Annotated in this window: 26 protein-coding genes; 21 read left to right on the top strand and 5 right to left on the bottom strand. The window is 63.0% G+C overall.

Translation table 11 applies throughout. The features are described 5' to 3' along the window. Window positions 1-107 precede the first annotated feature (107 nt). The 9 genes from rlmB (at window position 108) to FKL89_RS11175 (ending at window position 8,057) form a co-directional block, all read left to right on the top strand. The gene (gene rlmB, locus FKL89_RS11215; RefSeq protein WP_156862835.1) at window positions 108-905 is read left to right on the top strand and encodes a 23S rRNA (guanosine(2251)-2'-O)-methyltransferase RlmB; all 798 of its coding nucleotides are present in this window, start codon (window positions 108-110) and stop codon (window positions 903-905) included. A 51-nt stretch (window positions 906-956) separates the two neighbouring features. Continuing rightward, window positions 957-1,940: an ABC transporter permease gene (locus tag FKL89_RS11210; RefSeq protein WP_156862834.1), complete on the top strand. Its 984-nt coding sequence runs from the start codon at window positions 957-959 to the stop codon at window positions 1,938-1,940. A gap of 28 nt (window positions 1,941-1,968) precedes the next feature. Then, on the top strand, window positions 1,969-3,156 hold the full coding sequence (locus FKL89_RS11205) for a M20 aminoacylase family protein (RefSeq protein WP_156862833.1): 1,188 nt from the start codon (window positions 1,969-1,971) through the stop codon (window positions 3,154-3,156). 18 nt (window positions 3,157-3,174) lie between these two features. Beyond that, entirely contained in the window at window positions 3,175-3,375 is a 201-nt protein-coding gene (locus FKL89_RS11200; protein WP_156862832.1) for a hypothetical protein, read from the top strand. After that, window positions 3,372-4,550, top strand: a complete 1,179-nt coding sequence (locus FKL89_RS11195; RefSeq protein WP_156862831.1) for a M20 aminoacylase family protein — start codon at window positions 3,372-3,374, stop codon at window positions 4,548-4,550. The genes FKL89_RS11200 and FKL89_RS11195 overlap by 4 nt, the downstream gene beginning before the upstream one ends. Before the next feature lie 72 nt (window positions 4,551-4,622). Next, the gene (locus FKL89_RS11190) at window positions 4,623-5,534 is read left to right on the top strand and encodes an ABC transporter permease (protein ID WP_156862830.1); all 912 of its coding nucleotides are present in this window, start codon (window positions 4,623-4,625) and stop codon (window positions 5,532-5,534) included. A gap of 11 nt (window positions 5,535-5,545) precedes the next feature. Further along, window positions 5,546-6,022, top strand: coding sequence for a hypothetical protein (locus FKL89_RS11185; protein ID WP_156862829.1), 477 nt, complete (start codon window positions 5,546-5,548; stop codon window positions 6,020-6,022). Window positions 6,023-6,087: 65 nt separating this feature from the next. After that, the gene (locus tag FKL89_RS11180) at window positions 6,088-7,059 is read left to right on the top strand and encodes an ABC transporter ATP-binding protein (RefSeq protein ID WP_156862828.1); all 972 of its coding nucleotides are present in this window, start codon (window positions 6,088-6,090) and stop codon (window positions 7,057-7,059) included. 2 nt (window positions 7,060-7,061) lie between these two features. After that, a complete protein-coding gene (locus FKL89_RS11175) occupies window positions 7,062-8,057 on the top strand; it encodes an ABC transporter ATP-binding protein (protein ID WP_156862827.1) in 996 nt (331 codons plus the stop codon). Window positions 8,058-8,223: 166 nt separating this feature from the next. Here FKL89_RS11175 and FKL89_RS11170 read toward each other — a convergent pair whose 3' ends face one another. Together FKL89_RS11170 and FKL89_RS11165 are read right to left on the bottom strand one after the other, a co-directional pair. Continuing rightward, the gene (locus tag FKL89_RS11170; protein ID WP_156862826.1) at window positions 8,224-8,526 is read right to left on the bottom strand and encodes a DUF1330 domain-containing protein; all 303 of its coding nucleotides are present in this window, start codon (window positions 8,524-8,526) and stop codon (window positions 8,224-8,226) included. Window positions 8,527-8,544: 18 nt separating this feature from the next. Then, window positions 8,545-8,973, bottom strand: a complete 429-nt coding sequence (locus tag FKL89_RS11165) for a YybH family protein (RefSeq protein WP_156862825.1) — start codon at window positions 8,971-8,973, stop codon at window positions 8,545-8,547. 93 nt (window positions 8,974-9,066) lie between these two features. On the opposite strand from FKL89_RS11165, the gene FKL89_RS11160 reads away from it, so the two are divergent. Continuing rightward, window positions 9,067-10,443: an O-antigen ligase family protein gene (locus tag FKL89_RS11160; RefSeq protein ID WP_156862824.1), complete on the top strand. Its 1,377-nt coding sequence runs from the start codon at window positions 9,067-9,069 to the stop codon at window positions 10,441-10,443. On the opposite strand, the gene FKL89_RS11155 is transcribed toward FKL89_RS11160, so the two are convergent. Beyond that, window positions 10,380-11,357 (bottom strand): glycosyltransferase family 9 protein, encoded by a 978-nt coding sequence (locus tag FKL89_RS11155; protein WP_156862823.1) that lies wholly within the window; start codon window positions 11,355-11,357, stop codon window positions 10,380-10,382. The two genes, FKL89_RS11160 and FKL89_RS11155, sit on opposite strands and share 64 nt — an antisense overlap. A 59-nt stretch (window positions 11,358-11,416) precedes the next feature. Here FKL89_RS11155 and FKL89_RS11150 point away from each other — a divergent pair, with 59 nt between their 5' ends. The 8 genes from FKL89_RS11150 (at window position 11,417) to FKL89_RS11115 (ending at window position 19,710) form a co-directional block, all read left to right on the top strand. After that, on the top strand, window positions 11,417-12,118 hold the full coding sequence (locus FKL89_RS11150; RefSeq protein WP_156862822.1) for a DUF4254 domain-containing protein: 702 nt from the start codon (window positions 11,417-11,419) through the stop codon (window positions 12,116-12,118). Window positions 12,119-12,204: 86 nt separating this feature from the next. Beyond that, window positions 12,205-13,155, top strand: a complete 951-nt coding sequence (gene waaC, locus FKL89_RS11145; RefSeq protein WP_181955192.1) for a lipopolysaccharide heptosyltransferase I — start codon at window positions 12,205-12,207, stop codon at window positions 13,153-13,155. A gap of 70 nt (window positions 13,156-13,225) precedes the next feature. Next, the gene (gene serC / locus FKL89_RS11140; RefSeq protein WP_156862821.1) at window positions 13,226-14,362 is read left to right on the top strand and encodes a 3-phosphoserine/phosphohydroxythreonine transaminase; all 1,137 of its coding nucleotides are present in this window, start codon (window positions 13,226-13,228) and stop codon (window positions 14,360-14,362) included. Window positions 14,363-14,437: 75 nt separating this feature from the next. Next, a complete protein-coding gene (gene pheA / locus FKL89_RS11135; protein WP_156862820.1) occupies window positions 14,438-15,505 on the top strand; it encodes a prephenate dehydratase in 1,068 nt (355 codons plus the stop codon). 18 nt (window positions 15,506-15,523) lie between these two features. Beyond that, window positions 15,524-16,444 (top strand): prephenate dehydrogenase, encoded by a 921-nt coding sequence (locus tag FKL89_RS11130; RefSeq protein ID WP_238363326.1) that lies wholly within the window; start codon window positions 15,524-15,526, stop codon window positions 16,442-16,444. Window positions 16,445-16,547: 103 nt separating this feature from the next. After that, the gene (aroA, locus tag FKL89_RS11125; RefSeq protein WP_156862819.1) at window positions 16,548-17,870 is read left to right on the top strand and encodes a 3-phosphoshikimate 1-carboxyvinyltransferase; all 1,323 of its coding nucleotides are present in this window, start codon (window positions 16,548-16,550) and stop codon (window positions 17,868-17,870) included. Between the two features lie 4 nt (window positions 17,871-17,874). Then, a complete protein-coding gene (locus FKL89_RS11120) occupies window positions 17,875-18,120 on the top strand; it encodes a hypothetical protein (protein WP_156862818.1) in 246 nt (81 codons plus the stop codon). A gap of 45 nt (window positions 18,121-18,165) precedes the next feature. Next, a complete protein-coding gene (locus tag FKL89_RS11115) occupies window positions 18,166-19,710 on the top strand; it encodes a vanadium-dependent haloperoxidase (protein ID WP_156862817.1) in 1,545 nt (514 codons plus the stop codon). A 169-nt stretch (window positions 19,711-19,879) separates the two neighbouring features. Here the strand turns inward: FKL89_RS11115 and FKL89_RS11110 are convergent, their stop codons facing one another. After that, complete coding sequence (locus FKL89_RS11110; RefSeq protein WP_156862816.1) at window positions 19,880-20,425, bottom strand: NUDIX hydrolase; 546 nt, start codon at window positions 20,423-20,425, stop codon at window positions 19,880-19,882. 43 nt (window positions 20,426-20,468) lie between these two features. Beyond that, window positions 20,469-21,071: an HD-GYP domain-containing protein gene (locus FKL89_RS11105; RefSeq protein ID WP_156862815.1), complete on the bottom strand. Its 603-nt coding sequence runs from the start codon at window positions 21,069-21,071 to the stop codon at window positions 20,469-20,471. Window positions 21,072-21,330: 259 nt separating this feature from the next. Here FKL89_RS11105 and phnD point away from each other — a divergent pair, with 259 nt between their 5' ends. From phnD to FKL89_RS11090, 3 genes are all read left to right on the top strand, one after another. Next, a complete protein-coding gene (gene phnD, locus FKL89_RS11100) occupies window positions 21,331-22,440 on the top strand; it encodes a phosphate/phosphite/phosphonate ABC transporter substrate-binding protein (protein WP_156862814.1) in 1,110 nt (369 codons plus the stop codon). Window positions 22,441-22,535: 95 nt separating this feature from the next. After that, window positions 22,536-24,776 carry an ABC transporter permease gene (locus tag FKL89_RS11095; protein WP_156862813.1) on the top strand — a complete coding sequence of 747 codons (2,241 nt, stop codon included), beginning with the start codon at window positions 22,536-22,538 and terminating at the stop codon, window positions 24,774-24,776. Between the two features lie 43 nt (window positions 24,777-24,819). Next, window positions 24,820-25,923 carry an ABC transporter ATP-binding protein gene (locus tag FKL89_RS11090; protein ID WP_156862812.1) on the top strand — a complete coding sequence of 368 codons (1,104 nt, stop codon included), beginning with the start codon at window positions 24,820-24,822 and terminating at the stop codon, window positions 25,921-25,923. The last annotated feature ends 82 nt before the right edge of the window (window positions 25,924-26,005 follow it).

The following is a 26,005-nucleotide window of genomic DNA, read 5'->3' as shown; positions in this document are numbered from 1 at the left end:
GAACCCGCTGCATTTGACGGCACGCTGCGTTACGGTGCTACATGAAGAAGCAATGAACGCTGCGTAGCCCATAATTATGCCATGCCTCAAAAATACTTTCACGCCTCATGAAACTCTCGCGCATCATGGGCTTTCATGCCGTCAGCGCGCGGCTTGAGCGGCGCCCCGACTCGGTGGTGGAGTTGTTCGCGTCCAGTGCACGACGCGACGAGCGGCTCGCGAAACTGCTCGCGCTGGCCGAACAGCAGGGCCTCGACGTGCAGTTCGTTGACGCCGGACGGCTTAATGCGCTGGCGCAGTCTGACGAACATCAGGGCGTTGTTGCGCTGGTCGAAAGTAGCGGCGAAGGCGTTGGCGAAGCTGACTTCGACAGTGTGCTCGCTGCCAGCCTGAAGCGTGCCGCGCCGCCGATGTTTCTGCTGCTTGATCAGATTCAGGATCCGCACAATCTCGGCGCCTGCATCCGTAGCGCGGATGCTTTTGGGGCCGACGCCGTGATACTGCCGAAGCATGGCTCCGCCCCGCTTTCTGCCGTCGCACTGAAGGCGGCGAGCGGCGCAACGGAGACGACCCCCGTTTGCTACGTCAATAATTTGGTGCAGTGCATCGAGACCGTGCAGGCCGAGGGCATCTGGGTGCTTGGCGCCGAGATGGAAACTGACGCGACGCTGTTCAACACCGCTTTGACCGGGCCAATCGCCTGGGTCATGGGCAACGAAGGCAAAGGGCTGCGCCGGCTGACCCGCGAGCGATGCGACGCGCTGGTGGCTATCCCGATGATGGGCGCGGTCGAGAGCCTCAATGTCTCGGTAGCGACCGCCGTTTGCCTGTATGCGACACAGGCTGCGCGGGCGAATCCGGCAGCTGTTGGAAAGTCTCACCACAAGGCGGAAACCCGGAAGTAAGTTTGGTGACAGGCGGGGTACTATTCGTGCTTCGGTCTTGGTCCTTGTCTCATGCTCGCATTCGTACTCCGAAGACTCTTCCAGGCGGCACTGGTCATGCTCGCCGTCGCCTTCGTGGCTTTCTCGCTGTTCAACTACGTGGGCGATCCGGTCAACCTGATGCTCGGGCAGGATGCAACGCCAGAGCAGAAGAAAGAACTGCGCGAAAGTCTGGGGCTTGACCAGCCGGACTATGTGCAGTTTGCGGTGTTCGTGAAGAACGCCGTCAAGGGCGAGTTTGGCCTTTCGCTGAAGCAGGGCCGGCTCGTCTCCACGTTGATCAAGGAACGGCTTCCGGCCACGCTGGAGCTGGCGCTGGTCGCTGGTGGCCTGGCACTGATTGGCGGCCTGCTGATGGGGGTTTACACCGCGCTGCGACGGGATAGCTGGCTGTCGCAGTTTTTGCTGACCGTATCGCTGATTGGGGTGTCGCTGCCGAATTTCCTGATCGGCATCCTGCTTATCCTCGTATTTGCGGTGACGCTGCAATGGCTGCCCTCGTACGGTCGCGGCGACGTCACGGCGATTGGCTGGTGGACGACCGGCTTCCTGACCACCGGCGGGTTACGCGCGCTGGTGCTGCCAGCGGTAACGTTGTCACTGTTCCCGATGACACTGATCATGCGTCTGGTACGCAGTGAAATGCTGGAAGTGCTGCGCACCGACTACATCAAGTTCGCGCGCGCCCGTGGCCTCACCAACCGTGCCGTGCACTTTGGCCATGCGCTGAAGAACACGCTGGTGCCGGTGATGACCATTACCGGCCTGCAGCTGGGCTCAATCATTGCATTTGCCATCGTCACCGAGACGGTGTTCCAGTGGCCCGGGATGGGCTTTCTGTTCATCCAGTCGGTGCAATTTGCAGATATCCCGGTGATGGCTGCCTATCTGGTGCTAATTTCGTTTGTATTCGTCAGCATCAACCTGATTGTTGATTTGCTGTACTACGTGGTTGACCCGCGTCTGCGCTTTGAGCGTGCGGCGGGCGCCCATTGATTCACTGCGAGCGTTGCAAGGAGTAGCGATGTACAACCCGAGCAAAGTGGCCGACGCCATTCGCGAGTATCACGCCGATCTGACCGAAATCCGGCGCGATATTCATTCCAATCCGGAGCATGCCTACAAGGAGACACGCACGGCCGCACTGGTCGCCGAGCGACTCAAGGCGTATGGCGTTGACGAGGTGCATACCGGTATTGGCGGCACCGGCGTCGTCGGCGTCATTCGCGGCAATCGGCCTGGCAAGCGCGCAGTTGGTCTGCGCGCTGACATGGATTGCCTGGCGATGAACGAAGAAACGCGCCTGCCCTATGCGTCAAAGAATCAGGGTTACATGCACGCCTGCGGCCACGACGGGCACACCACGATGGGCCTGGGCGCGGCGCGCTATTTGGCCAAGACCCGCAATTTTGCCGGTACCGTGTATTCGGTCTTTCAGCCAGCCGAAGAAGGCATGGCCGGCGCCAAGGCGATGATCGACGACGGACTCTTCTCGCGCTTTCCGATCGACGCGTTCTACGCCCTGCATAACGCGCCCTGGGTGCCTTACGGCAAGATGGCCGTGCGCAATGGCGCAATGATGGCGGCCGCCGACCGCATCGAGATCACCATCGAGGGCAAAGGCGGCCATGGCGGGATGCCGCAGTTTGTCTGCGACCCCGTATTGGCAGCGGGGCATGTGATTACGGCGATTCAGTCCATCGCCTCGCGCAACGTGGACCCAGCCGATTCGGTGGTCATCTCGATCTGCGCGATGGAAGCGGGCAAGATGAACACTTACAACGTCATCCCGCGCTTCGTGAAGATGGTTGGTACAGTGCGCACCTACCGCAAGGAGACGCAAGCACTGGTCGTTGAGCGACTGAAGGCGGTGGTGGCGAATACGGCGGCGGCATTCGGTTCAACCGGCGAAGTCAACTTTATCTACGGTTACCCGGCGACGATCAATCATGCTCGTGAAGCAGCCCTGTCTGCCGAGGTCGGGCGTAGCGTGTTTGGTGCCGACAACGTCATCACCGAAATTTTCCCGAACACCGGTGGTGAGGACTTTTCCTTCTTCCTGGAATCAGTGCCGGGGGCTTACATCTGGATTGGTCAGGGCACTGACAAGAGTTGCCCGCTGCACCATCCCGGCTACGACTTTGATGATCGCCTGATCCCGAATGGTGCCGGGTTGCTGGCGGCGATTGCCGAGCGGGAACTCGCCGAATAGCTGCGAAGGGGAAGGCTGATGGTCGCGATCCAGATCATGCTGTGTGTCTTTGGCGTCATCATCGCCGTGGCAGTGATCAGCGCGCTGTTTGTACAGCGCTGGGAGCGCTGGCTGATCGCCCGCGGGGCGCGCGACGCGCAGTGGCTTGCGCTTGGTGACGATCCTCCCGGCTTCAAACAATTGCGCGCCGAGCTGCGCGAAAAGAATCAACAACGATGAAACTCAACGACCTTCCGTCCGCTTTTGTTGACGATCTGGTTGCGATCCGTCGCGACATCCACGCCAACCCGGAGCTTGGCTTTCAGGAGCTTCGCACTTCGGCCCTGGTGGCCGAGCGGCTCAAGGCATTTGGTGTCGACGAGGTGCACACGGGCATTGGCAAGACCGGCCTCGTTGGCGTGATCCGCGGCAAGCGCAGCGGCGGCAGCATCGGGCTCCGGGCTGACATGGACGCCTTGCCGATGCCGGAGAAGAACACTTTCCTGCACGCGTCGAAAGCCAACAAGGTGATGCACGCGTGCGGCCACGACGGTCACACCACGATGGTGCTGGGCGCCGCCCGCTACCTTGCAGAAACCCGCAACTTCGCGGGCACTGTGCACGTAATCTTTCAGCCGGCCGAAGAGGGCGGCGGTGGCGGCCGCGTCATGTGCGAAGAAGGCTTGTTCAAGCGCTTCGATTGTGACCGCATCTTCGCCGTGCACAACCGGCCCGATCTGCAGCTTGGGAAATGGGGCACGCGCGTCGGGCCCTTCATGGCGGCGGCAGACAGCTTCACCATCGAGATCACCGGTCGTGGCGGCCACGCGGCGCGGCCGCACCTGTTGTGCGACCCGATGGTGGTGGCGGCCAACCTGATTCTGGCGGCGCAGACCATCGTCTCGCGCAACGTGAGTCCGCTGGAGACGGCGGTGATGGGCATTAGCGCCGTCGAGGGCGGCAATCTGCCAGCGTCGAACGTGGTGCCGGACAAAGTGATCCTGACTGGCACGGTGCGGACCTACGACAAAGCCGTGCAGGATCTGATCGAAGCACGCCTTGGCGAAATGGTTGCTGGCGTTTGCGCGGCGCATCGCGCGCAGGGTGAGCTGCGCTACGAGCGCGGTTATCCGCCGGTGGTCAATACCGCGGCGGAGGTGGAGTTCGCGCGGTCCGTGGCCGCAGAAGTGTGGGGCGAGGAAAACGCCGACGCCAATTACACGCCGTCAATGGGTGGCGAAGACTTTTCCTACATGCTGCTGGAGCGGCCGGGCTGCTATTCAGTGATTGGCCAGGGCCCGGTCGGGCAGCCGATCGTGCCGCTGCACAACTCGCGCTATGACTTCTGCGACGCCATCATTCCCAACGGTGTGCGCTATTTCTCGCGGCTGGTCGAGCTTGGCCTGCCGCTATAGGCGAGCCCGGTAGTAGCGAAGGCCTGGTAACGAACAACAAGAAGCAACAAGACTATTCGGGGACACAACACTTTGGACGCAGTCAAACGTTTTTTCGACAGCGATATCTGGTGGAGCTTCAAGCGCTCGCCCGTGACCGTGGTGGCCGCCATACTGGCCGCAATTTGCATACTTGGGGCGGTGTCGGCGCCAGTGCTGGCTCCACACAATCCCTACGATCTGGCGCAAATCTCACTGCTTGATTCCAACCTGCCGCCAGCATGGAATGCCAACGGCAATCCGTCGTTCAAGCTGGGCACGGATCAGCAAGGGCGCGACATCCTGTCCACCATCATGTACGGCAGCCGCATTTCATTGCTGGTGGCGGTCTGCGCGGTGGCCATGTCGATCATTCTCGGCGTCGGTCTTGGCCTGTTTGCTGGCTATGCCGGGGGCCGTGTCGACAGTGTGATCATGCGCATCGCCGACATCCAGCTCACTTTCCCGGCGATCCTTGTCGCCTTGCTGATCAGCGGCATCGGGCGGCAGTTTGTGCCGCGCGAGATGCAGGATGCACTGGCGCTCTACGTGATCATCTTTTCGATCGGTCTGACCGGCTGGCCGCAATACGCGCGCACCGTGCGCGGTGCAACACTGGTGGAGAAAAACAAGGAGTACGTGCAGGCGGCGCGTGTCATCGGCGTCTCCAATACGGCCATCATGTTCCGGCACGTGCTGCCCAATGTGCTCGGGCCGGTACTGGTGATCGCCACGCTCAACATCGCGAACGCGATCATCGCCGAGGCGACGCTTTCTTTCCTTGGCGTTGGCATGCCGCCAACGCAACCGTCGCTGGGCACGTTAATCAGCGAGGGACAGAATTTCCTGTTCTCGGGCGAGTGGTGGATCACCGTGTTTCCGGGGATCGCACTGATCGTCATGGTCATTTCCGTCAATCTGGTCGGAGACTGGCTGCGCGATGCGCTGAATCCGAAGCTCCGATAAAGGAGGTTCCCGTGGTCCGATTTTCAGTATTGCGTTCACGTTTGCTGCTCGCTGGCGCTGGTGCGCTGACGCTCGCCGGCTGTGCTCATCAGTGGGAGAGCGTGCTCGACGGTCGGCTCTACACCCGTACCAATCTGAACCGCTACCCGGTGAGCATTTCTGCCGTTGACGGCGTGTCGACGACCTTCGTGCCGGTCCGCGTTGACGCCGGTGTGCATCGCCTGACCATTGATGCACCGCCAGTGGCTGGATTCCACCTGCCTGATCGCCGTGAATTCACATTCAAGGCGGAGAAGTGCGTCCGTTACTGGCTCGCCGCACAGCGCCCAAATGCCCTGTCGCACGATTTCGCCCTGGTCATTGACCATGCCGAGTCCGTTCCTGGCTGCAATCCCACCAGCGGTGCCCCGGCGCAGGCGGTTGTTGTGCCCAGCGATCTCAGCCAGATCGAAGCACCGCAACCGATACCGATGCCGAAGCGGCCATAGCGCCGGGCCAACCTCACGACCGCTGCCAACCCTGTCACCACCGCCTTTCGCCGGAAATCCTGCCGATGTCGCAACCCGTTCTTGAAGTCAAAAATCTGCATATCGAATTTCCGACCCGGCGCGGTGTGCTGAAGGCAGTAGACGACGTCTCTTTCAGCATTGCGCCGGGCGAAGTGCTTGGCGTGGTGGGCGAATCGGGCGCGGGCAAATCGCTGACTGGCGCCGCCATCATCGGCCTGCTGGAGCCGCCCGGCCGCGTGGCCAGCGGACAGATACTGCTCAACGGCCAGCGCATCGACAACCTGCCCTACGAGCAGATGCGCAAGATTCGTGGCCGCCAGATCGGGGCGATTTTTCAGGACCCGCTCACCTCGCTGAATCCGCTTTACACCGTCGGACGGCAACTGGTGGAGACGATCCAGACGCATCTGGAGCTGAACGACGCTGCCGCGCGCGACCGGGCCATCAAGCTGCTGGAAGAGGTGGGCATCCCGGCGGCACGGGAGCGCATTGATCATTATCCGCACCAGTTCTCCGGCGGCATGCGGCAGCGGGTGGTCATCGCGCTCGCGCTGGCCGCTGAGCCCAAAGTGATCATCGCCGACGAACCGACGACGGCGCTCGACGTCTCAATTCAGGCGCAGATCATCACGCTGCTCAAGCGGCTCTGCCGCGAGCACGGTACGGCGGTGATGCTGGTGACGCACGACATGGGTGTGATCGCCGAGACGGCCGATCGGGTGGCCGTGATGTATGCCGGTCGCGTGGCCGAAATCGGCCCGGTGGCGGACGTTATCCACAAGCCGCAGCACCCGTACACCGTCGGACTGATGGGCTCCATTCCCGAGTTCGACAGCGACCGTGAGCGGTTAATCCAGATCGATGGCGCCATGCCGCGGCTCGACGCCATCCCCACCGGCTGCGCCTTCAACCCCCGCTGCACCAAAGTGTTCGACAAATGCAAGACCACCCGTCCCGACCTGATGCCGGCCTCGTCCTCAATGGCTGCCTGCTGGCTGCATGAAGGGAAGGTTTGAGCATGAGCACTTTTGTTCAACTCAAGAACGTCAGCAAGACTTTTGACGTCTCGGCACCGTGGCTCAACCGCGTGATCGAACGCAAGCCGCAGAGCTTCCTGCAGGCGGTGAGCGACGTCAGCTTCGATATCCGCAAAGGCGAAACGCTGGCGCTGGTCGGCGAATCCGGTTGCGGCAAATCCACCGTGGCCCGGCTGATCGTTGGCCTCTACGCGCCGAGCACCGGCAATGTGGTGGTTGATGGTCAGGACATGAAGATCGCACTGTCGTCGAACAACGAGGCTGCGCGGGCCTTGCGGCGCAAGGTGCAGATGATCTTCCAGGACCCGTACGCGAGCCTGAACCCACGCTGGCGCGTTGCCGACATCGTCGCCGAACCCATTCGTACCCACAAGCTCATCACCGATCCATCGGCGCTCAACAAGCGCGTCGCCGAGTTGCTCGGCTTCGTCAAGCTCACCGCGAAGGACGGTGAGAAGTTTCCGCACCAGTTCTCCGGCGGTCAGCGGCAGCGCATCTCGATCGCACGCGCGCTCGCGAGCAACCCCGAGTTCCTGATCTGCGACGAGCCAACCTCGGCGCTTGACGTGTCGGTGCAGGCCCAGGTGCTGAACCTGATGAAGGACTTGCAGCGCGAGATGGGCCTCACCTATCTGTTCATCTCGCACAACCTGCAGGTAGTGCATCACATCGCCGACCGCGTTGGCGTGATGTACCTCGGCCGCGTGGTGGAAATTGGCGACAAGCGTGAAGTGTTCGGCGCGCCGCAGCACCCCTACACCCGCATGCTGCTCGACGCCATCCCCGATTTGCAGATGACCGGCAAGGCGCGCACGCCGGTGGCCGGTGAGGTGCCGAACCCGCTCAATCCGCCGCCTGGCTGTGCCTTCAATCCGCGCTGCCCGAAGCGCTTCGAGCCCTGCGACAAGTCACGACCGCAAACGGTCAGCTTCAGGGGGCGTGAGGTGGCATGTTTTAGCGCGACTGAGGTTGCCTGACGTTAGCGCCGGAACTGCAGCTTTTTAACGACAATCCCATTTGGTAAGGGCTCTGACCGAGTTTTCGCCCAAAGTCAATTTCCGGTGTTTTTTGGCATTCAGCCCAGTGCCGATGCACTTCTTGCCGAAAAGTTGCTAGCCCGATCGTACCACCCGTCGGTGCGTGTCAGCCTGAGAAAGATACCAATTCAACGTCCGCCGCAGCCATGCGCAACGGAATCAGGCGCTGATAGGCCGGCGAATCGAACCACCCGTGCGCGGCGTCCAGGCTCGGGAACCGGATCACCACGGTGAGCTCGGCGTCATGCGCGCCGCCCAGCACCCGCGCCTTGCGACCGCGAAACAGCACTTCGCCACCGAACGGCGCCAACGTCGCCGCCACCTGATCGCGATACTCAATCCACTTCGCCTGATCGCGAACGGTGATGTGACCAATGACGCAGGCTGGCGCTGCAGAGGGTGTCGACACAGCCGTAGCGCCGCCAGGTCAGTGCAGCACAACCTGACCGGCATTGGCCGGCAGGCCCGTCTGCAGGGGCGAGGCGTGATGCACCAGCAGCCGCCAGCCTTGCGGCGCGCGCAGGAAGATGTTGGTCATGAATACCGGTCCGCGTGGCTGTGCCTCTTCGCCGACGTAGATCCATTCCACCGCGTGCTGGGTGACCATGCCGATGGTCGCATGCCACGATTCATCGCGGAGCTCGATGCGCATCTTGGCCGAATTGCGGAAGATCGCCTCCCATGCCGCCCGCACCGCCGCGAAACCATACAAAGGTGCCGCCGCCGGATGCACACAGCAGATGTCCTCGTCCTCCGCCCAGACTGACATCAGCGCTTCGACGTCCGCCTGTGCAAATGCCTCGTAGAAAGCGCGCGCGCAGTCTTCGGGTGACGAAAAAAAGGCCTGGGATTTCATGCGCCGATTGTAGTGAACCGCCTGGTGGACGGGCGGCACGGTACGCCGTCAGCTTGCGGGCAGCGCGCCTCAATAGAATGTCGCCATGACCGAATGCGCGCAGTACCTCACCCGGCAATGACCGCCAGTATCCTGCTGCGCAGCGATTTTCTGCAGCGACCTCATCCGCTGCTGGCGCGCTGGTGTGCGTTCTGGGTGGTGGCGGTGGCCGCTTCGGTGCCACTCGGTAGCGCCACGTCCAACGTGCTCGGCGGCTGTCTGCTGGTGACGCTGCTGGCCGCAGGTGGCTACGCCGATCACTGGCGCCGCTGGCGGGCACATCCCTTCGCGTTGGCGACGCTGATCCTGTTTGCGGTGATCTTTCTCGGCGTCAGCTACAGCAATGCGCCGTTCGACGAGATCCGGCGCTCGCTGACCAAATACTCGCGGCTGCTCTACGCACCGATCGCCATTGCCTTTCTGACCGACGAAAAGTGGCGTCGCCGCGCGTTGCTGGCGTGGATCGCTGCCATGCTGCTGACGCTGGCGCTGTCCTACCTGCATGCGCTGTGGGCATTCCCGCTGGCGCGCGCCACCCGCGAGCACGAACAGGGCGACCACTACATCTTCAAGCACCACATCACGCAGAACGTGATGATGTCGGTGTTCGCCGTGGCCGCCTTCGCTGAAGCCTGGCGCCTGCGCATTGCTGCGCTGGCGGCGGGCAATCATGCGGCGCTGACTCGCCGCTTCTGGTTCTGGATCGCCGTCGCCGTTGCCGCTGCGATCAATGTGCTCTTCTTCGTGCTCGGGCGGGCCGGTTATCTCACCTTGCTGGTCAACCTGATCATGGTGGCACTGGTGGCGTTCATCGCCGCGCGGGACCGGCGTCTGATGCTGGTGGCGGCCTCATTCGTCACGGTGGCGGCGCTCGCTGCGGCCGAGAGTGATTCGGTGCAACAGCGTCTGCACGTGGCGATCAGCGAGGTGGAGTCCTCGCAGGAGCGCGGCATCACCACGTCGATCGGCCAACGTCTGGAATACGCCAGCAAATCCATCGATCTGATTCGCGAGCGACCGGTTCTTGGCTGGGGCACGGGCAGCTACGCGATGGAGTATTGCCGCATCGCCAAGTCGCCGGAGTGGTGCAAGCTGGGCGCCTACAACCCGCACAACCAGTTTCTGTTCTTTGCGGTGCAGTTTGGCTTGCTGGGCCTGGTGGCCCTGGTCGCATGGCTGATCACCGCCGGGCTGGCCATTCGGCGGCTACCACTACCCGAAAAGATGCTGGGTTTCGCGCTGCTTGCCACGCTGGTGGTGCACTCGCTGCTCGATTCGCCGCTGTATATCGTGACCGAGGGCACCTGGTACCCGCTCATGCTGGGTATTCTGGCGGCCGGTGCCTATGAGCGGCCGACTGGTCCGCTTCAAGCTGACAGCAATGCCAGTGCTCGCGCCTCGACTTCGTCCACCGACGGCCATTCCGGATAGCGCTGCACGATCGCGACGCCCGGACCGCGCGGTCCCCATTGCTCGATTTTTGTAGGCCCGAGTACGCTGAGCAGCTTGCCGCCGACCGATGCGGCCATGTGCCCTGGTCCCGTGTCGTTGGCGACGGTCAGCGCTGCGTCGCGCAAAACGGCGGAATAAGGCCCGAGATCGAGCTTTTCAAGCAGCCTTGCCTGTGGGCAAACTGCGCGCGCGGCGTTCACTTCATCGGGACCGGGCGCCATCACGACGTCGCGTCCTGCGAAGCTCGGGTTTCCCAGCAGCCGTTGCGCCAGTTCGCCGAAACGCGGCCACTTTTTGTCGAGCTTCTCGAAGGTGCCGCCGGCAAATGGCACCAGCACCACATAACCGGGGCGCACGCCGGCTTTCGCCAGCGCGTCGCGTGCAATTGTGTCCGCTGCCGTGCTGACGCGCAGATGCACGCGGTCCGGTGGCGGTGTGGCGTCGTTCAAGAAGGCCCCGGCCAGCCGCCAGTAGGAATCAAGCGCGTGTTCGCCATAGACAATGCGCGCAGAGCCCTTGAGGAACAGGCTGCGGCCTTCCACGGCATAGCCGAACGGTCGCAGGCCGGCCAGCCGCATGTCCATCGCGCTGGAAAACGAGGTCGCGAAGGTGATGGCGTTGATCCGCCGGTCGAAACCGGCATCCGCTTTCCGAAGCGGTGCCGCCACTGCTTTCAGCACCGTGCGCCGTTCGGCGAACGACTTCGGATAGCGGTGCACGGGCCAGCCATAAGCCTCCAGCAACGATTTCGCCCACGGCTTGCCGACCAGATGCAGCTCATAACCTGCCGCAGCCAGACGCTCCAGCGCCGGAATCAGTAGCACCACATCGCCAATGAAATTGCGGATGCGCACCACAAGCGGGCGGGAGGGCGATGAAGCGGCTTCAGGCACAGTCAGTGATCGTCGATAATTTCGGCTGTGATGCTAACAATTGAGCAAGACCCGAACGCATGAGCGCCTCGTCCATTCAGCAACAATTCGCCAACCAACCCGTCACCGCCGCGACGGTGAAGGCTTTTCACGATGCTTGCCTGGCGTGGTCCGGGTGGCCGAAAACGATGCTTGAATTCGCCGAGGCCGACGTCTGGCGCTGGGTCGCGACCAATCACCGCAACAATTGCCTGCTGTGGGACGAGGAAGACCTCGCACGTCGCACCCGGGCCTCGGACGCGGAAATCACCGCCAACAAGCGCGCCATCGACGGCTATAACCAGGCGCGCAACGACGCCACCGAGCGCGTTGACGAGTTCCTGCTGATGTCGCTGGGCCTGATTGATCCCGCCACGGCAGGTGGCGATCAACCGGTCGCCCGCGTGGGCGCGGACGCGCGCCTGAACAGCGAAACCGCTGGCAGCATGATGGACCGCATGTCGATCATGGCGCTCAAGATCAAGGCAATGACGGCGCAAACGGTACGCAGCGATGTGGATGATGCGCACCGCGCTTCGTCGAAACTCAAACTCGCGCGCCTCAACGAGCAGCGCGATGACCTGGGTGCCTGCCTCGACCGATTGCTCGCCGACAGCAAGGCTGGGCGGGCCTACTTCAAGGTTTACCGCCAATTCAAGATGTACAACGACCCGCGCTTCAACCCGGTGCTGGTCGCCGAGCAGGCAGCCGCGCGCAAGCAGGCGCAGTCGGCGCAGCAGTAGCGCGTGCAGAGGGCGCGCACTTTGCGCAGGAAAGTCCCGTTCGTGGTGAGCCTGTCGAACCATGAGCGGCGCGCACGGACAGTGACGTGAAAATCCTCATCGTCAAAACCTCGTCAATGGGTGATGTGGTGCACACCATGCCGACGATCACCGACATCGCCGCGCACCTGCCGGGCGCGGTGATCGACTGGGTGGTTGAAAAACCGTTCGCATCACTGCCCGCGATGCACCCGGCGGTGCGAAACGTATTTCCCATCGCCTGGCGCAAGTGGCGCAAGTCGCTGTGGAAGGCCGATACCCGCGCAGCCATCGCCGAGGCGCGCCGTGCGCTTAAGGCCGAACGCTACGATCTGGTGCTCGATCTGCAAGGGCTGGTGAAAAGTGCGTTGTGGGCGGTACAGGCCAACGGCCCTCGCGCAGGCTACGACCGTGCCAGCGCCCGTGAGCCACTGGCTGCACTGTTCTACCAGCGCACAGCGAGCGTGCCGAAAGCACTGCACGCTGTGCAGCGCTCACGTCGCCTCGCAGCGGCGCATCTGGGTTACGACATTGGCGATACGCCGCCACGCTTTGCGCTCGCGGCACCAACGGGGTCATGGCAGCCCAAGGCGAGCCGCTATGCCGTGCTCATCACCGGTGCCAGCCGTCCGGAGAAGCTTTGGCCCGAACCATCGTGGCTCGCTATCGCCGCCCAGTTGCGCGATGCCGGCTACGGGCTGGTCTGGCTATGGGGCAGCCCGAGCGAACAGGAACGCTGCCAGTGCCTCGCAGTACAGGCGGGCGGCGAGGTCCCTCCATTCCTCACCGTCGCTGACGCCGCAGCCGTGCTCGCCAAGGCATCGCTGTGCGTCGGCCTCGACACCGGCTTCAGCCACATCGCCGCCGCTTTCGGCGTGCCCACCGTCGGCATCTACTGCGACCACGAACCGGGCCTGGTTGGCATCACGGGCGAGGGGCATGTGGCGAGTGTGGGGGGGCGGGGGCAGGTGCCAACCGTCGAACAGGTTCGCTTGCTGGTCACCGCTGCAATGGTCTGAAGACCTTGCCACCCGCGGCCCCGACCGCAAATCCCCTTCGTAGAATCCGATCTTTATTCCGCCTATCGCCATGACCCTCCCCTACAACTTCTCCCCCGGCCCGGCGATGTTGCCGCCGGAAGTGCTTGACCAGGTTCGTGCTGATTTGCCGGAGTGGCATTGGCATGGTGTCGGGCAGGGTGCGAGCGTCATGGAGGTGTCGCATCGCGGCAAGGCGTTCGAGGCGCTGATTGGCGAGGCCGAACAGGATTTGCGCGACCTGCTGTCGATTCCGGCCAACTACCGCGTGATCTTCATGCAGGGCGGTGCCTGGGGGCAGTTCGCGGCGGTGCCGATGAACCTGCTGCGTGCGGGCGAAACGGCGGACTATCTGGTGTCAGGGGGGTGGTCGAAGAGTGCGGTTGGTGAAGCGTCGAAGTTTGGTGCTGTCAACGTATTGGCTTCCAGTGAAAACGACGGCTATACAAGGGTACCAGCCAGAAACGAGTGGAAGTCGACCTGGACTGAAAACGGCGCTGCAGCCCCGGTTCAACCAGGCGTCCAGTCGCCGAGCTATATCTACGCATGTAGCAACGAGACGGTCTACGGTAACGAGATTCACAGCTTGCCGCGCAACCTGCCAGCACCGCTGGTGATCGATGCCTCGTCGCACTTCCTGTCAAGGCCGATGGACGTGTCGGCCTGCGGGCTGATCTACGCCGGCGCGCAAAAGAACATCGGCCCGGCCGGCGTCACCATCATCATCGTGCGCGACGACTTGCTCGACCGCGCGCCGAAGAATATTCCGTCGGTGTTCCATTACAAACACATGGCGGACAACCGCTCGTTGTTCAACACGCCGCCGGTATTCGCAATTTATGTGACTGCGTTGACGCTCAAGTGGATCAAGGCGCAGGGCGGCCTCGCCGCGATGGAGCGACGCGCCATTGCACGCTCGTCGATGCTTTACGATGCGCTGGATGCGAGCCGCCTGTTCAAGGCGCCCGTAGCGAAAGCGGATCGCTCGCGCATGAACGTGGTGTTCGACTCCGGCGATGCCGACATCGATGCCGCGTTTGTGAAATTCTGCGACGAGCGCGGCCTGAAATCGCTCAAGGGCCATCGTGTGCGCGGCGGCATGCGCGCATCGCTGTACAACGCGATGCCGGTTGCCGGCGTCGAGGCGCTGGTGGCGGCCGTGCGAGAATTTGAGGCGCTGCGCGCATGATGAATGACGGGGGACGGGCGACGAAAGAGTCGCTCCCCGTCAATCGTCATTGGTCTTTCGTCCTTTCCAAAAAACATGGCCGACCTTTCCGAACTTAGACAAAGAATTGACGCCATCGACGATCAGATGCTCAAGCTGATCAGTGAACGCGCAAACATCGCCATTGAAGTGGCGCATGTCAAAGTGCCCGGCTCACCGCTGTACCGCCCAGAGCGCGAGGCGATGATCCTGCGCCGCATGCAGGCAGCCAATGCTGGCCCGCTGTCGAGCGACGCCGTGGCGCGCATCTTTCGCGAAGTCATCAGCAATTGCATGGCGCTGGAGCAACCGCTGGTGATCGCTTTCCTCGGCCCCGAGGGCACCTTCAGCCATGCAGCAGCCGCCAAGCATTTCGGCACCGCGCCCACGTTCGAGCCCTGTCCGACCATCGACGAAGTCTTCCGTCAGGTCGAGGCCGGGACGGCCAACTACGCTGTCGTGCCGGTGGTGAATTCCACCGAGGGCTTCGTCGCGCGGACGCTCGATCTCTCCATCTCGTCGCCGCTCAAGGTGTGCGCCGAGATCGACTTTCGCGTGCAGCAGAACCTGATGTCGATGGAAGCCTCGCGCGACACCATCACGCGTGTGTTCTCGCACTCGCAGTCGCTGGCGCAGACGGCTGGTTGGCTGGCCCGCCACCTGCCCAATGCCGAGCGTATTGCCGTGGCGAGCAATGGCGAGGCCGCGCGTCTCGCTTCGGTGACGCCGGGCACGGCGGCGATTGCCGGCGAAATGGCTGCGACCCGCTACAGCGTGCCCATCCTGTTCCGCAATATCGAGGATTCGCCGAACAATACGACGCGGTTCTGGGTGCTGGGCAGACAGGACGTTGCCGCCTCGGGACGAGACAAGACCAGCCTGATTCTTTCTGCGCCCAACCGGCCGGGTGCCGTGGTCGATCTCATCGAACCACTGAAGCGCCACGGCGTGTCGATGACGCATCTGGAATCGCGCCCGTCACCCGATCGCCTGTGGGAGTATTTTTTCTTCCTCGACATCGAGGGCCACGTCAGCGACGCACGGGTTGCCGCAGCGCTGGCAGAGGTGAAGGCGCAGTCAAGCTACTTCAAGGTCGTCGGCAGTTATCCGGCCGCTGTTCTCTAGCGCAGCGTGGGCGGCATCGTGGAACGCATCGGAACGCTGGCGGTCATTGGGGTCGGCCTGATTGGCGGCTCGCTGGCGCTGGCGCTGAAGTCGAAGCGGGCGGTGGACCGCGTCATCGGTGTCGGGCGTTCGCAAGCCAATCTCGACGAGGCCTTGCGGCTGGGCGTGATTGATGACACTGCCACCGTCGAGCAGGCGGCCAGGGCGGACGTGGTCTTCGTCGCCACGCCGGTAGCGCAGATGCCGGTGATTTTCGCGCTATTGTCGTCGCGGCTTGGCCCGCGGACAGTGGTGACCGACGGCGGCAGCACCAAACAGGATGTCATCGCGGCTGCGCGCGCGGCGCTGGGCTCCCGCTTCAACCAGTTCGTGCCAGCGCATCCCATTGCCGGCACCGAGCACACCGGCGCCGCCGCGGCGTTCCCGACGCTCTACGAGTCGCGCAAGGTGGTCATCTGCGCCGGTGCAGAGACGCATGCCGACGCGGTACATCGGGTGGCCACTATGTGGCAGGCCACAGGCGCCATCATCCACCGCATGAGCGCGGTCGAGCATGATGATGTGTTCGCCGCAGTGAGCCATCTGCCGCATCTGCTGGCGTTTGCGCTGGTGGACATGCTGGCCGGCATGCCGCGGGCAGACCAGTACTTCAACTACGCCGCCAGCGGCTTTCGCGATTTCACCCGCATCGCCGCCGGTTCGCCGGAGATGTGGCGTGACATCAGCGCAGCCAATCGCGGCGCACTGCGCGAGCAGTTGAACGCGTATCGCAAGCGGCTTGACGACTTTGATCGCTGGCTGGCCAGAGCGAATGGCGAGGACATTCTTGCCATCGAGCGCGTCTACGCCCGTGCATCCAGCGCGCGCCGCGCGTGGCAGCGCCACATCGAGCATGGCGAGCCGATGCCACGGCTGGGTGGAGGCGGGCAGGAGGAGTAGGGCGCGAACGCACTTTTTTCTGGAGAAGCAAACGAGCCTGCTCGTTTGCCTCGACAGCTCGCGCGAAACTACACGCCAGGCCCGCACCTAGAATGGCTGCATCATGGAATCCCTAGATCTCGCTCCGCGTCCGCTGGCCCGCGGCACCGTGCAGTTGCCCGGCTCGAAAAGCATCTCCAACCGCGCCCTCTTGCTGGCAGCGCTGGCAAAGGGTCGTACACGGCTAACGGGGCTGCTGGACTCTGACGACACCCGCGTGATGCGCGATGCGCTGGCGAAGCTTGGCGTGAACTGCAGCCCCCTTTCGGCGAACGGCGAGATTGACGTTGACGGCTGTGCGGGTGTGTTTACGACGATGAACGCCGACCTGTTCGTCGGTAACGCAGGCACTGCCACGCGCAGCCTTGTCGCCACGCTGGCGCTGGCTGCACAGTCGGAAGCAAACTATCGCATTGATGGCGTGCCGCGCATGCGCGAGCGGCCAATCGGCGATCTGGTCGATGCGCTACGCGAGATTGGCGCCGCAATCGACTACACCGGCAATCCGGGCTTCCCTCCGCTGACCATCGGCGGTGGCCAGATTGCCATTGAGCGGCCGATTCCGATTCGCGGCGACGCCTCATCGCAGTTTTTGACCGGTTTGTTGATGGCGCTGCCGATGGTCACCGCGAGGACCGGGCAGCCGGCAATCATTGAGGTGGTCGGTGAGCTCATCTCGAAGCCGTACATCGAAATCACGCTGGCGATGATGCGGCGTTTCGGCGTCACCGTCGTCCGTGAGGGCTGGCAACGGTTCACGGTTCCCGGCGGTGACGCGGCACGCTACGTCTCGCCCGGTACCTATGCGGTCGAGGGCGATGCCTCGTCGGCGTCCTATTTCCTCGCCGCCGGCGCGATTGCCGGTGGTCCGGTTCGGGTGGAAGGCGTCGGTCGCAATGCGCTGCAAGGCGATGTGCGCTTTGCCGATGCCCTGGCCGGGTTTGGCGCACGAATCCGCTTCGAGGACCATGCCATCATCGCCGAAGCACCTGCCAGTGGCCGTCTGCAGGCCATCGACGCCGACATGAACCACATCCCCGACGCTGCAATGACGCTCGCCGTCGTCGCGCTGTTCGCAGAGGGGACGACGCGGCTGACCAATATCGGCAGCTGGCGGGTCAAGGAGACCGACCGTATCGCTGCGATGGCGACCGAGTTGCGCAAACTGGGCGCGAAAGTAGAGGAGGGCGCCGACTGGATCGCGGTCACCCCTCCGCCAGCGCTGACAGCGCATGCCGCCATCGACACCTACGACGATCACCGCATCGCCATGTGCTTCTCGCTGGCCAGCCTCGGGGCACGCGGCGTTCCGGTGCGGATCAACGATCCGAAATGCGTGAACAAGACGTTTCCGACTTACTTCGACGTGTTTGCCACATTGGCGTGACGCAATGAATGCACGGTGGCTGATGGTGATGCTCTGGGCGCTGATTGCGCTGGCACTGTCGCTTCTGCTCGGTGGCACGCTGTTCGTGTGGCTCGGTCATCTGCTGTATCGGCCCGGCAGCTCGCATGCTTCGGCAGACTGGCTGTTCCACGTGTTCGTTGTCGGCTTGCCGGCCACGGTAACAGCTTGGGTCTCGTGGCGAGGGTATCTCGGTAAATTGCCAGGTACCGAACGCGACAGGCAATCCTAGAATCGCTCTATCCAGCAACAGCAGCTTTTAGCGGCCGGAGCCACCATGGCAATTGATGACAAAGAGCAACCCCAGCGCATTGGCCGTCGAGAGGTTTTGCGCGTGGCTCTGGGCGCTGCTGCAGGCCTGACTGCTGGCGGTGTGATCAATACGTCCACCGTCGCGGCGACGCAAGGTGCGGCGGCGACCGCCCGAGCGGCTGGTTCTGCCTCCTTCTGCAAGACGCTGAAACACGACGCCAGTGGCAACGTGGCTGCCGCTGCGATGGACGCTTTTGAAGGGGCGACGGCGAGCGGCCGTATCGCCGACTGGGAGCGCCTGCCCGTCGAAAACGAGATCCGGCTGGTCAACCCGCTGGCGGCTTACGTCTGGGACAAGGAGCCGATTGCCGCCCAGGTCATCAAGCTGCCTGCGTTTCCGGCGCTGGGTTCCGAGCGGCTGGCGGAAGAGGCGCTTGAACTCTACTGGATGGCTTTGCTGCGCGACGTGCCGCTTTGGGACTATGAGCGCAACAGCCTGGTGCGCGAGGCCGTTGCCGAGTTGCGGCAGACCAAACTCAACGCCAGCGCGACGCCGCAGACGCTGTTCCGACTGGGTATGCCGGGAGAGACCGAGGGTCACTGGATTTCGCAGTTTCTCTGGATGCCGGTGCCCTATGGTGCGCAGAACCAGTGGCAGCAGTACCGGGTGGCCTTTCGCGGCGCCGATTTCATGACCCGGTGGGACGAATACCTCAAGGTGGCCAACGGCGAATGGCCGCCCGGCATCATGAATCACTACGCCGATTTGTATTACCTGCGCTCCGGTCGCGATGTGTCAGAGTATGTGCACTGGGATTTCTGCAATCAGGCCGCGATCAACGCGGCGGCAATCCTGCTTGCCAACCCGCACCGGCCGCGTGAGGCGTGGCCGACCAGCAATCCGTACAAAACGTCGCGCACCATGAATGGCTTCGTGCAATTCGGATCGGGCTACGCGCAGAACGCGATGGGCGTGGTGTGCGATCTGGCGTTCAAGGCCTGCTGGCAGGAGAAATGGCTGCGCCACCGTGCGCTGCGGCCCGAGGAATACGGGGCGCTGGTGGATCGCGCGGTGCGTGGCGAGAACACCGGCGTGCATCCGCTGATTGTGAACTCCGAAGCGGTGAAGCGGGTGCGCAGCAAGTACGGATCGGCCCTGCTGCCGCAGGCATATCCCGAGGGTTGCCCGCCGCACCCGGCGTACCCGTCGGGGCACGCCACCGTCGCTGGCGCCTGCGTGACGGTACTGAAGGCGCTGTTCGATGAGAAGCGCAAACTGCGTTTCCCGCTGCAGCCGACGCGCGACGGCAAGGACTGGCAGAGCTTCGACGCCAATCTGCCAGCGCCGACGGTCGGTGCCGAGCTGAACAAGCTGGCGACAGCGGTGGCGATGGGCCGCAATTTCGCCGGCATCCACTGGCGCAGCGACGCCTGGCAGGGGCTGCTACTGGGCGAAAGCGTTGCCACTGCGTGGCTGCGTGCCGAGAAGGCGAAGTCGGTCGAAGCTCAGCAGGGCTGGCTGAAGAGCTTCGAATTCACCAGTTTTGCCGGTGAGCGTGTCGTGGTGTGAGGCCAGCGGGCAGATACAGCTATTTAGCGGAAGCCTTGTTGGTTCTGGGCTGAACGGTGGGATTTCTGCAAAGTCGACTTACGGCAAAACCTGCTCTGAGCCTAATTTGAATGGGCGTTTGGCGAAAGAGTTGTAGCCGCTGACGCATGTTTACGCTGCCTGCGCCGCGTCAATCCGCGTCCGTCAGGTGCGACTGTGCGAGCCACAGCGACGCAATGTGCAGCCCCTGTGAAAAGCGCCCGTCGGCGATCATGGCGTCGAGTTCTGCCCGTGTAGCCGTCGCGCAAGTAATTTCTTCTCCCGCGTCCAGCGCTTGCGGGCCGGTCTGCAGTAACCCGGTAGCGACGAATACGTGCACACGGTTTGTTTGTCGTGCCGGGTTGGCGAAGTAGCTACCGACGGGAAGCCATTGCCCAGCGGTGTAGCCGGTTTCTTCGCGCAGCTCCCGAATGGCCGCCTGCGCAGGTGTTTCGCCAGCATCGACGACGCCGCCCGGGAACTCGTGGCAGAGCACATCGGCGGCGTAGCGATATTGCTGCACCAGCAGCAGGCGACCATCGTTCAGGACTGGCACCACGTGCACCCACTCGGCTTCCTCCATGACGTAGTACGGGTCGAGCACGACGCCGCTGGCAAGCTGGCAGCGATCCGCGCGGAGCTTCATCCAGCGGTCATCCAGCAGCGGTGTTGACGCCAGACGTTGCCAGCGCTTCATGGGTGACCGGCCACGTCAATGCGCATTGGCATGGTGGTGTGGTTCAAGCGATGCGGTATGGGTTACTGCCAATCAGCTCGCTGAACGCGCGAACGACCGCCGGATCATGCTTGCTGCCGCTTTCTTCCGCGAGAATCGCCATGATGTCGCGGTGGCTGCGCGTGTTCTGGTAAGTGCGCGCAGCGCCCATCGCGTCGTAGCTGTCGCAGACACTGATGATGCGCGAGCAGATTGGAATCGATTCGCCAGCGATGCCATCCGGATAGCCGCGTCCGTCGAAGTGCTCATGATGATGACGAATGATTCGCGCGGCGCTGTCGGCGCCATCGAGCTCGCTGGCGGCGACGATGCGCTCGCCGAATTCGGAGTGCAATTGCATCTGCTGGCGCTCGTCGCTGTCGAGCCGGCCGGGCTTGTGCAGGATGCGATCGGGAATGCCGATCTTGCCGACGTCATGAAATGTGGCGGCGACGCGCAACAGACTCAGCTCCGCCAGCGTCAACTGGCATGCGTGTCCAAGTGCCTGTGACAGACCGACCACCCGGTCCGCGTGTTGCTGCGTTGCCTGATCACGGAAGCCGAGCGCGACTGAAAGCGCTTTGGTGCCGCTGAGGAGAGCGTCGAAAACCGGATGCGAATGCAGCATGCGTAGTGTCGGCGAATTTTTGCGGGCAGCTTAACACTGCGGCGGAACCCACGGTGCGCCGCCGCTCCGAAATTTCTGATGGATGCGGACGGCGGACAACGTGCGCCACGACGTCGCTGGATGCGACTGGTCGCGTGTTGTGCTGTGTCGTCGCCGCAACGCTGACAGCGTTGGAATGTATTTAAGCTACATGAAAATCCTACCAATTACTACGGCGACTACAACGTGAACCAGTCAGTCGAGAAGAGAAGGAGGAGGTATGGGCTGGACTGGGAATCAGGCTGCGTGCCGATGTGCCAATTGGCCGTTTGGCGACGCGAAGCGCGCGCGCTACGGGCTGGCCGACCGCTGGCAACGTTTGGCACTGACCGTGTTGATGGCATTGCTGTCCGGCTCGCAGCCCGGCGTGAGCGTGGCGAGCAGCGCAACGCTGATTGAGGGCAGCGCGCGGTATGCCGGCAAGACACCGCTGGTGGTGTCGCTGATAGCGCCGCGAGGCGTTGAGCGCACGGTGGAGGACTGGACACCGTTTCTCCGGGATCTCTCGCGCGTCATGGAGCAGCCGGTTGAGCTGCGCGTTGGCAAGTCGCAGCGTGATGTGGTCGACGATATGCTGCAACGCCGGGCAGACATCGCATGGCTGGGCAATGCACCTGCATTGGAGGTGGTGGAAGCCGGCGCTGCGGAAGTGTTTGCGTCAATGGTCCGCTGGGACGGCGGTACCGGCTACCGGTCAGTCATCGTGACGCATCGGGACAGCCCGCTCAAGACGCTCGATGAATTGCTCGAACGCAAACGCCGCCTCAGCTTTGCAATGGGCGATCCGAAGTCAACGTCTGGCTATGTGGTGCCCAACTATTACGTGTTTGCCCGCAACAAGGTGATACCGGAGCAACTCTTCGCGCGAACGGTGTCCGGCAATCACCTCGAAAACGCGTTGCGCGTGGCCCGTCGTGAGGTGGACGCTGGTGTCTGCAATGATTCCGAGCTGGCCGCCATGCAAAAGCGCTTCCCCGACGAGCATGCCCAGCTGCGCGTACTCTGGCAATCGGCGGAAATTCCGGAAAGTCCACTGCTGTGGCGCCTGTCGTTGCCGGACTCGCAGAAGCAGCGCCTGCGCGACTTTTTTGTCCGCTACGGCGCGACCGAAGTTGAACAGAACAATCTGGTCAAGATCAATAATTTGAAGCGGTTTCGCGCGTCGTCCAACCGGCAATTGCTGTTGATTGCCGATATCGAGATGTTCAACGCGCGCACCCAGATTGATCGCGACCCTGCGCTCTCGCTTGACCGCCGGGGCGAGCGGCATCAGGAAGTGGTGCAACGCGCTGTCCGGCTCGAGACGGCCCTGCGCATGCAGAGCAGATGAGCGAGACACGCATCACATGGCGTAGTGGACGACCGTGCCTCACACGCACGGAAATACAGATAGACTAGTTTTGATTCGGAACGGGGGAATATTTAATGACGGGTTACCGCATCATCGCCTTGCTGCTGGTTGCAGCGGGGCTGACGCTCGTGCCGTGGTACGCACTGCAGGACAGCTTTTTCGCGTTCAAGTGGTTGCGTCACTTCGGCAGCAAGGATCAGTCGCCTGCACTCTGGCAGATCGCCAGCTACGGCAAGGTCTGGCTGATCGCCCTGCCGGCACTGCTGCTGGCGACAGTGGGCCTCTACGCGCGTCCAGTGAACGCGGCCACGGCGGCGGAGGGCGCGCTGCGCTCGTGGGCGCGGGCACTGATGATCGTCGGCGCCGCCGGTGGGCTCTACGTGATCGCGCAGGGCTTTGCCATCGGACCGCGCGGCTACGGTTTCGAACTGTTGTCGGCGTTGTTCCCGCCGATTGCCGGGGGGCAATTCGGCATGGGCGCCGGTGCGCTGCTGGTCGCGTTCGGCTTCGTGCTGATCTGCGCCGATGGCATTGCCTCGATGGGCTATTTCCGTGGCGATCGCTTTGTGGCATCGGCGTTGCTCTGCATCGTGGTACTGGTGGTGATGTTTGTGTTCTTCCCGGTGGCGCGCGTCCTCTACGAAGGCTTCGTCGACCAGGATCGCGCACTGTCGCTGGCTGCACTCTGGGAGCGATTTGACCAGCCAAAGCTCTGGAATCTGACATTGGCGTGCCTGTGGGGCGGCAGCGGCTGCGGGGTCGCGTGGAACACGCTCTGGCTGGCGCTGCTTTGTGCGGCGGGCACGACCTTCCTCGGTCTGATGCTGGCGCTGATCGTGACCCGCTCCAACTTCCGCGGCAAAAAAGTGCTGCGCCTGCTGACCGTGCTGCCGATCATCACACCGCCGTTCGTGGTGGGGTTGTCGCTGATCATGCTGTTCGGCCGCTCGGGGGTTGTCAACCAGTTCCTCGAGTGGGCTTTCAATATTCCGCAGACGCGCTGGATCTACGGCCTGCCCGGCGTATTGCTGGCGCAGTTGTTCGCGTTTACACCGGTGGCCTTTCTGGTGCTGATCGGTGTTGTCGAAGGCGTCAGCCCGACGCTGGAGGAGGCAAGCCAGTCGCTGCACGCATCACGCTGGCAGACTTTCCGCACCGTGACGCTGCCACTGATGGCGCCGGGTCTCGCCAACGCCTTCCTGGTGGGTTTCATCGAATCCATTGCCGATTTCGGCAATCCGGTGGTGCTCGGCGGCAATTTCGGCGTGATGGCGACCGAGATCTACTTTGCCATTGTGGGTGCGCAACTCGATCAGGGCAAAGCGGCGGTGTACTCAATGATCCTGCTGGCCTTTGCGCTGTTCGCCTTCTGGCTGCAACGCAAGGCGACGGCGAGGAAGAGTTTCGTGACGGTGTCCGGCAAGGGCGACACTGGCCTGCCGAGCCCGTTGCCGGACGGCGTGCGGCGCACGGCGATTGGCGTTGGCGTGCCGTGGCTGGCACTGACGGTGGTGCTCTATGGCATGAGCATTTTCGGCGCCTTCGTCAAGGTCTGGGGCCGCGACCACACGTTCACGCTGGATCACTTCGTGAAGGCCTTCTCGATCGATCATGGGCCGAATGGCTGGCTGTTCACCGGCGCGGCGTGGCACTCGCTGATCAACACCCTGCAGTTCTCGCTGGCGGCGGCGCCGATTACGGCGATCATCGGCATCCTGTCGGCTTACCTGATTGCACGCACCACGTTCAAGGGGCAGCGCGCCTTCGAGTTCCTGACACTGCTTTCGTTTGCGATCCCCGGCACGGTGATCGGCGTTGCCTACATCTTCGCCTTTAACGTACCGCCGATCGAGATCACCGGGACCGGTCTGATCATTGTGCTTTGCTTTGTGTTCCGCAATCTGCCAGTGGGTGTGCGTGGCGGCATCGCAGCGCTGTCGCAACTCGACAAGTCACTGGACGAGGCGAGTACCACGCTAGGAGCGAACGGAGCGACGACCTTCAAACGTGTCCTGATGCCGCTGCTCAAACCAGCGGTGATCGGGGCACTGATCTACGGCTTCGTGCGCTCGATGACCACGGTCAGCGCCATCGTGTTCCTGGTCTCGGGCGATACCGAAGTGGCGACCACCTACATCATCGGTCGCGTCGTGAACGGTGACTACGGGGTGGCGATTGCGTACTGTGCGGTGCTGATCCTGATCATGGTGACCGCCATCATGCTGGTGCAGTGGGTCGTGGGCTCACGCAAACTCGGGCGCCGCACGGCAGCCCATCCCGGCGCGCCTATCGCGCCCGTCGCGGTGGGCGGATAGCGCTCCTGCACCGATCAGAACCTGTCGAATTCCGGAATAGATCATGACTGCAAACAACGAAAAAATCGCGCTGCCACCGGCCACCAAAGGCACCCTTGAGTTCATCAACGTGATCAAGGACTACGGCACCGGCGAGCCGGCCGTCAAAGGCGTGTCGTTCCGCGTTGAGGACGGCGATCTGGTGACCATGCTGGGGCCGTCTGGTTGCGGCAAGACGACCATCCTGCGCATGATTGCCGGGCTTGAGTTGCCGACCGGTGGCCAGATCCTGCTGGGCGGCAAGGACGTGACTTCGCAATCTGCGGCGCAGCGCAACGTGTCGCTGGTGTTCCAGAGCTATGCGCTGTTTCCGCACATGAGCGTGATGGAGAACGTCTGCTACGGCCTCACCGTGCAGAAGATGAAAAAACCGGATGCTGAGGCCCGCGCCAACGAGGCCATCAAGCTGCTCGGCCTGACCGGTTTCGAGCGCCGCCTGCCGTCGGAGCTCTCGGGCGGCCAGCAGCAGCGCGTCGCCATTGCCCGCGCGCTGGTATTGGAGCCGGCGGTGCTGCTGTTTGACGAACCGCTCTCCAACCTCGACACCAAGCTGCGACGGCACGTACGCGAGGAAATCCGCGAGTTGCAGCAACGCCTCAAGCTCACCTGCGTGTATGTGACTCACGACCGCGAAGAGGCGATGGCGGTGTCCGACCAGATCATCGTGATGGGCAAGGGTGTGATCACCGAAATGGGGACGCCGGGCCAGCTGTTCTTCGCACCGCGTACTTCGTTCGTGGCCGATTTCCTGTCCGAGGCGAATGTGCTGCCCGCGACGGTAACCACCGTGGCCAACGGCCGGGCCTCCATCGAACTGGGTGACGCGCGCTTTGAGATGGCTGCCGACGCCGGTGCAGCAGCTGCCGTCGGTGCCGCTACCGTGGCATTGCGGCCCGACGTGTTTACGATCACCAAAGACGCTGCGGCACAGCCTTCGCTGTCGGCAGTAATCCGCAAGTCTTCCTTCATCGGCAAGGGTGTTGAGGTGGTTGCAGACACATCTGCAGGCGAGCTCTTCGTGTTTCTGCCGCACGAAAAACTGGCGCTACCGGTGGGCGAGGAAGTTCACCTTGCGTTCCCGCCCGACGAGGCGCGTCTGACCGTGTAGTCGCCATCCGCCGCCGCGCGGGAAGAGAGGTCTGCGCCGCCACTTGTTGCCTGACGGCGCGCGGGCGCGCAATCACGCAAAT

Source organism: Casimicrobium huifangae, assembly GCF_009746125.1.
GTDB lineage: Bacteria > Pseudomonadota > Gammaproteobacteria > Burkholderiales > Casimicrobiaceae > Casimicrobium > Casimicrobium huifangae.
This window is presented reverse-complemented; position numbering and strand designations above follow the sequence as displayed.

Bases quoted from the DNA above. Each gene is read 5' to 3' on its own strand.
- pheA (WP_156862820.1), top strand. From the start codon at position 14,438: ATGGCCGACCTTTCCGAACTTAGACAAAGAATTGACGCCATCGACGAT.
- FKL89_RS11120 (WP_156862818.1), top strand. From the start codon at position 17,875: ATGAATGCACGGTGGCTGATGGTGATGCTCTGGGCGCTGATTGCGCTG.
- rlmB (WP_156862835.1), top strand. From the start codon at position 108: ATGAAACTCTCGCGCATCATGGGCTTTCATGCCGTCAGCGCGCGGCTT.
- FKL89_RS11180 (WP_156862828.1), top strand. From the start codon at position 6,088: ATGTCGCAACCCGTTCTTGAAGTCAAAAATCTGCATATCGAATTTCCG.
- FKL89_RS11090 (WP_156862812.1), top strand. From the start codon at position 24,820: ATGACTGCAAACAACGAAAAAATCGCGCTGCCACCGGCCACCAAAGGC.
- FKL89_RS11200 (WP_156862832.1), top strand. From the start codon at position 3,175: ATGGTCGCGATCCAGATCATGCTGTGTGTCTTTGGCGTCATCATCGCC.
- FKL89_RS11195 (WP_156862831.1), top strand. From the start codon at position 3,372: ATGAAACTCAACGACCTTCCGTCCGCTTTTGTTGACGATCTGGTTGCG.
- phnD (WP_156862814.1), top strand. From the start codon at position 21,331: ATGGGCTGGACTGGGAATCAGGCTGCGTGCCGATGTGCCAATTGGCCG.
- FKL89_RS11115 (WP_156862817.1), top strand. From the start codon at position 18,166: ATGGCAATTGATGACAAAGAGCAACCCCAGCGCATTGGCCGTCGAGAG.
- aroA (WP_156862819.1), top strand. From the start codon at position 16,548: ATGGAATCCCTAGATCTCGCTCCGCGTCCGCTGGCCCGCGGCACCGTG.
- FKL89_RS11095 (WP_156862813.1), top strand. From the start codon at position 22,536: ATGACGGGTTACCGCATCATCGCCTTGCTGCTGGTTGCAGCGGGGCTG.
- serC (WP_156862821.1), top strand. From the start codon at position 13,226: ATGACCCTCCCCTACAACTTCTCCCCCGGCCCGGCGATGTTGCCGCCG.
- FKL89_RS11205 (WP_156862833.1), top strand. From the start codon at position 1,969: ATGTACAACCCGAGCAAAGTGGCCGACGCCATTCGCGAGTATCACGCC.
- FKL89_RS11175 (WP_156862827.1), top strand. From the start codon at position 7,062: ATGAGCACTTTTGTTCAACTCAAGAACGTCAGCAAGACTTTTGACGTC.
- FKL89_RS11105 (WP_156862815.1), bottom strand. From the start codon at position 21,071: ATGCTGCATTCGCATCCGGTTTTCGACGCTCTCCTCAGCGGCACCAAA.
- FKL89_RS11160 (WP_156862824.1), top strand. From the start codon at position 9,067: ATGCGCGCAGTACCTCACCCGGCAATGACCGCCAGTATCCTGCTGCGC.
- FKL89_RS11110 (WP_156862816.1), bottom strand. From the start codon at position 20,425: ATGAAGCGCTGGCAACGTCTGGCGTCAACACCGCTGCTGGATGACCGC.
- FKL89_RS11150 (WP_156862822.1), top strand. From the start codon at position 11,417: ATGAGCGCCTCGTCCATTCAGCAACAATTCGCCAACCAACCCGTCACC.
- FKL89_RS11210 (WP_156862834.1), top strand. From the start codon at position 957: ATGCTCGCATTCGTACTCCGAAGACTCTTCCAGGCGGCACTGGTCATG.
- FKL89_RS11165 (WP_156862825.1), bottom strand. From the start codon at position 8,973: ATGAAATCCCAGGCCTTTTTTTCGTCACCCGAAGACTGCGCGCGCGCT.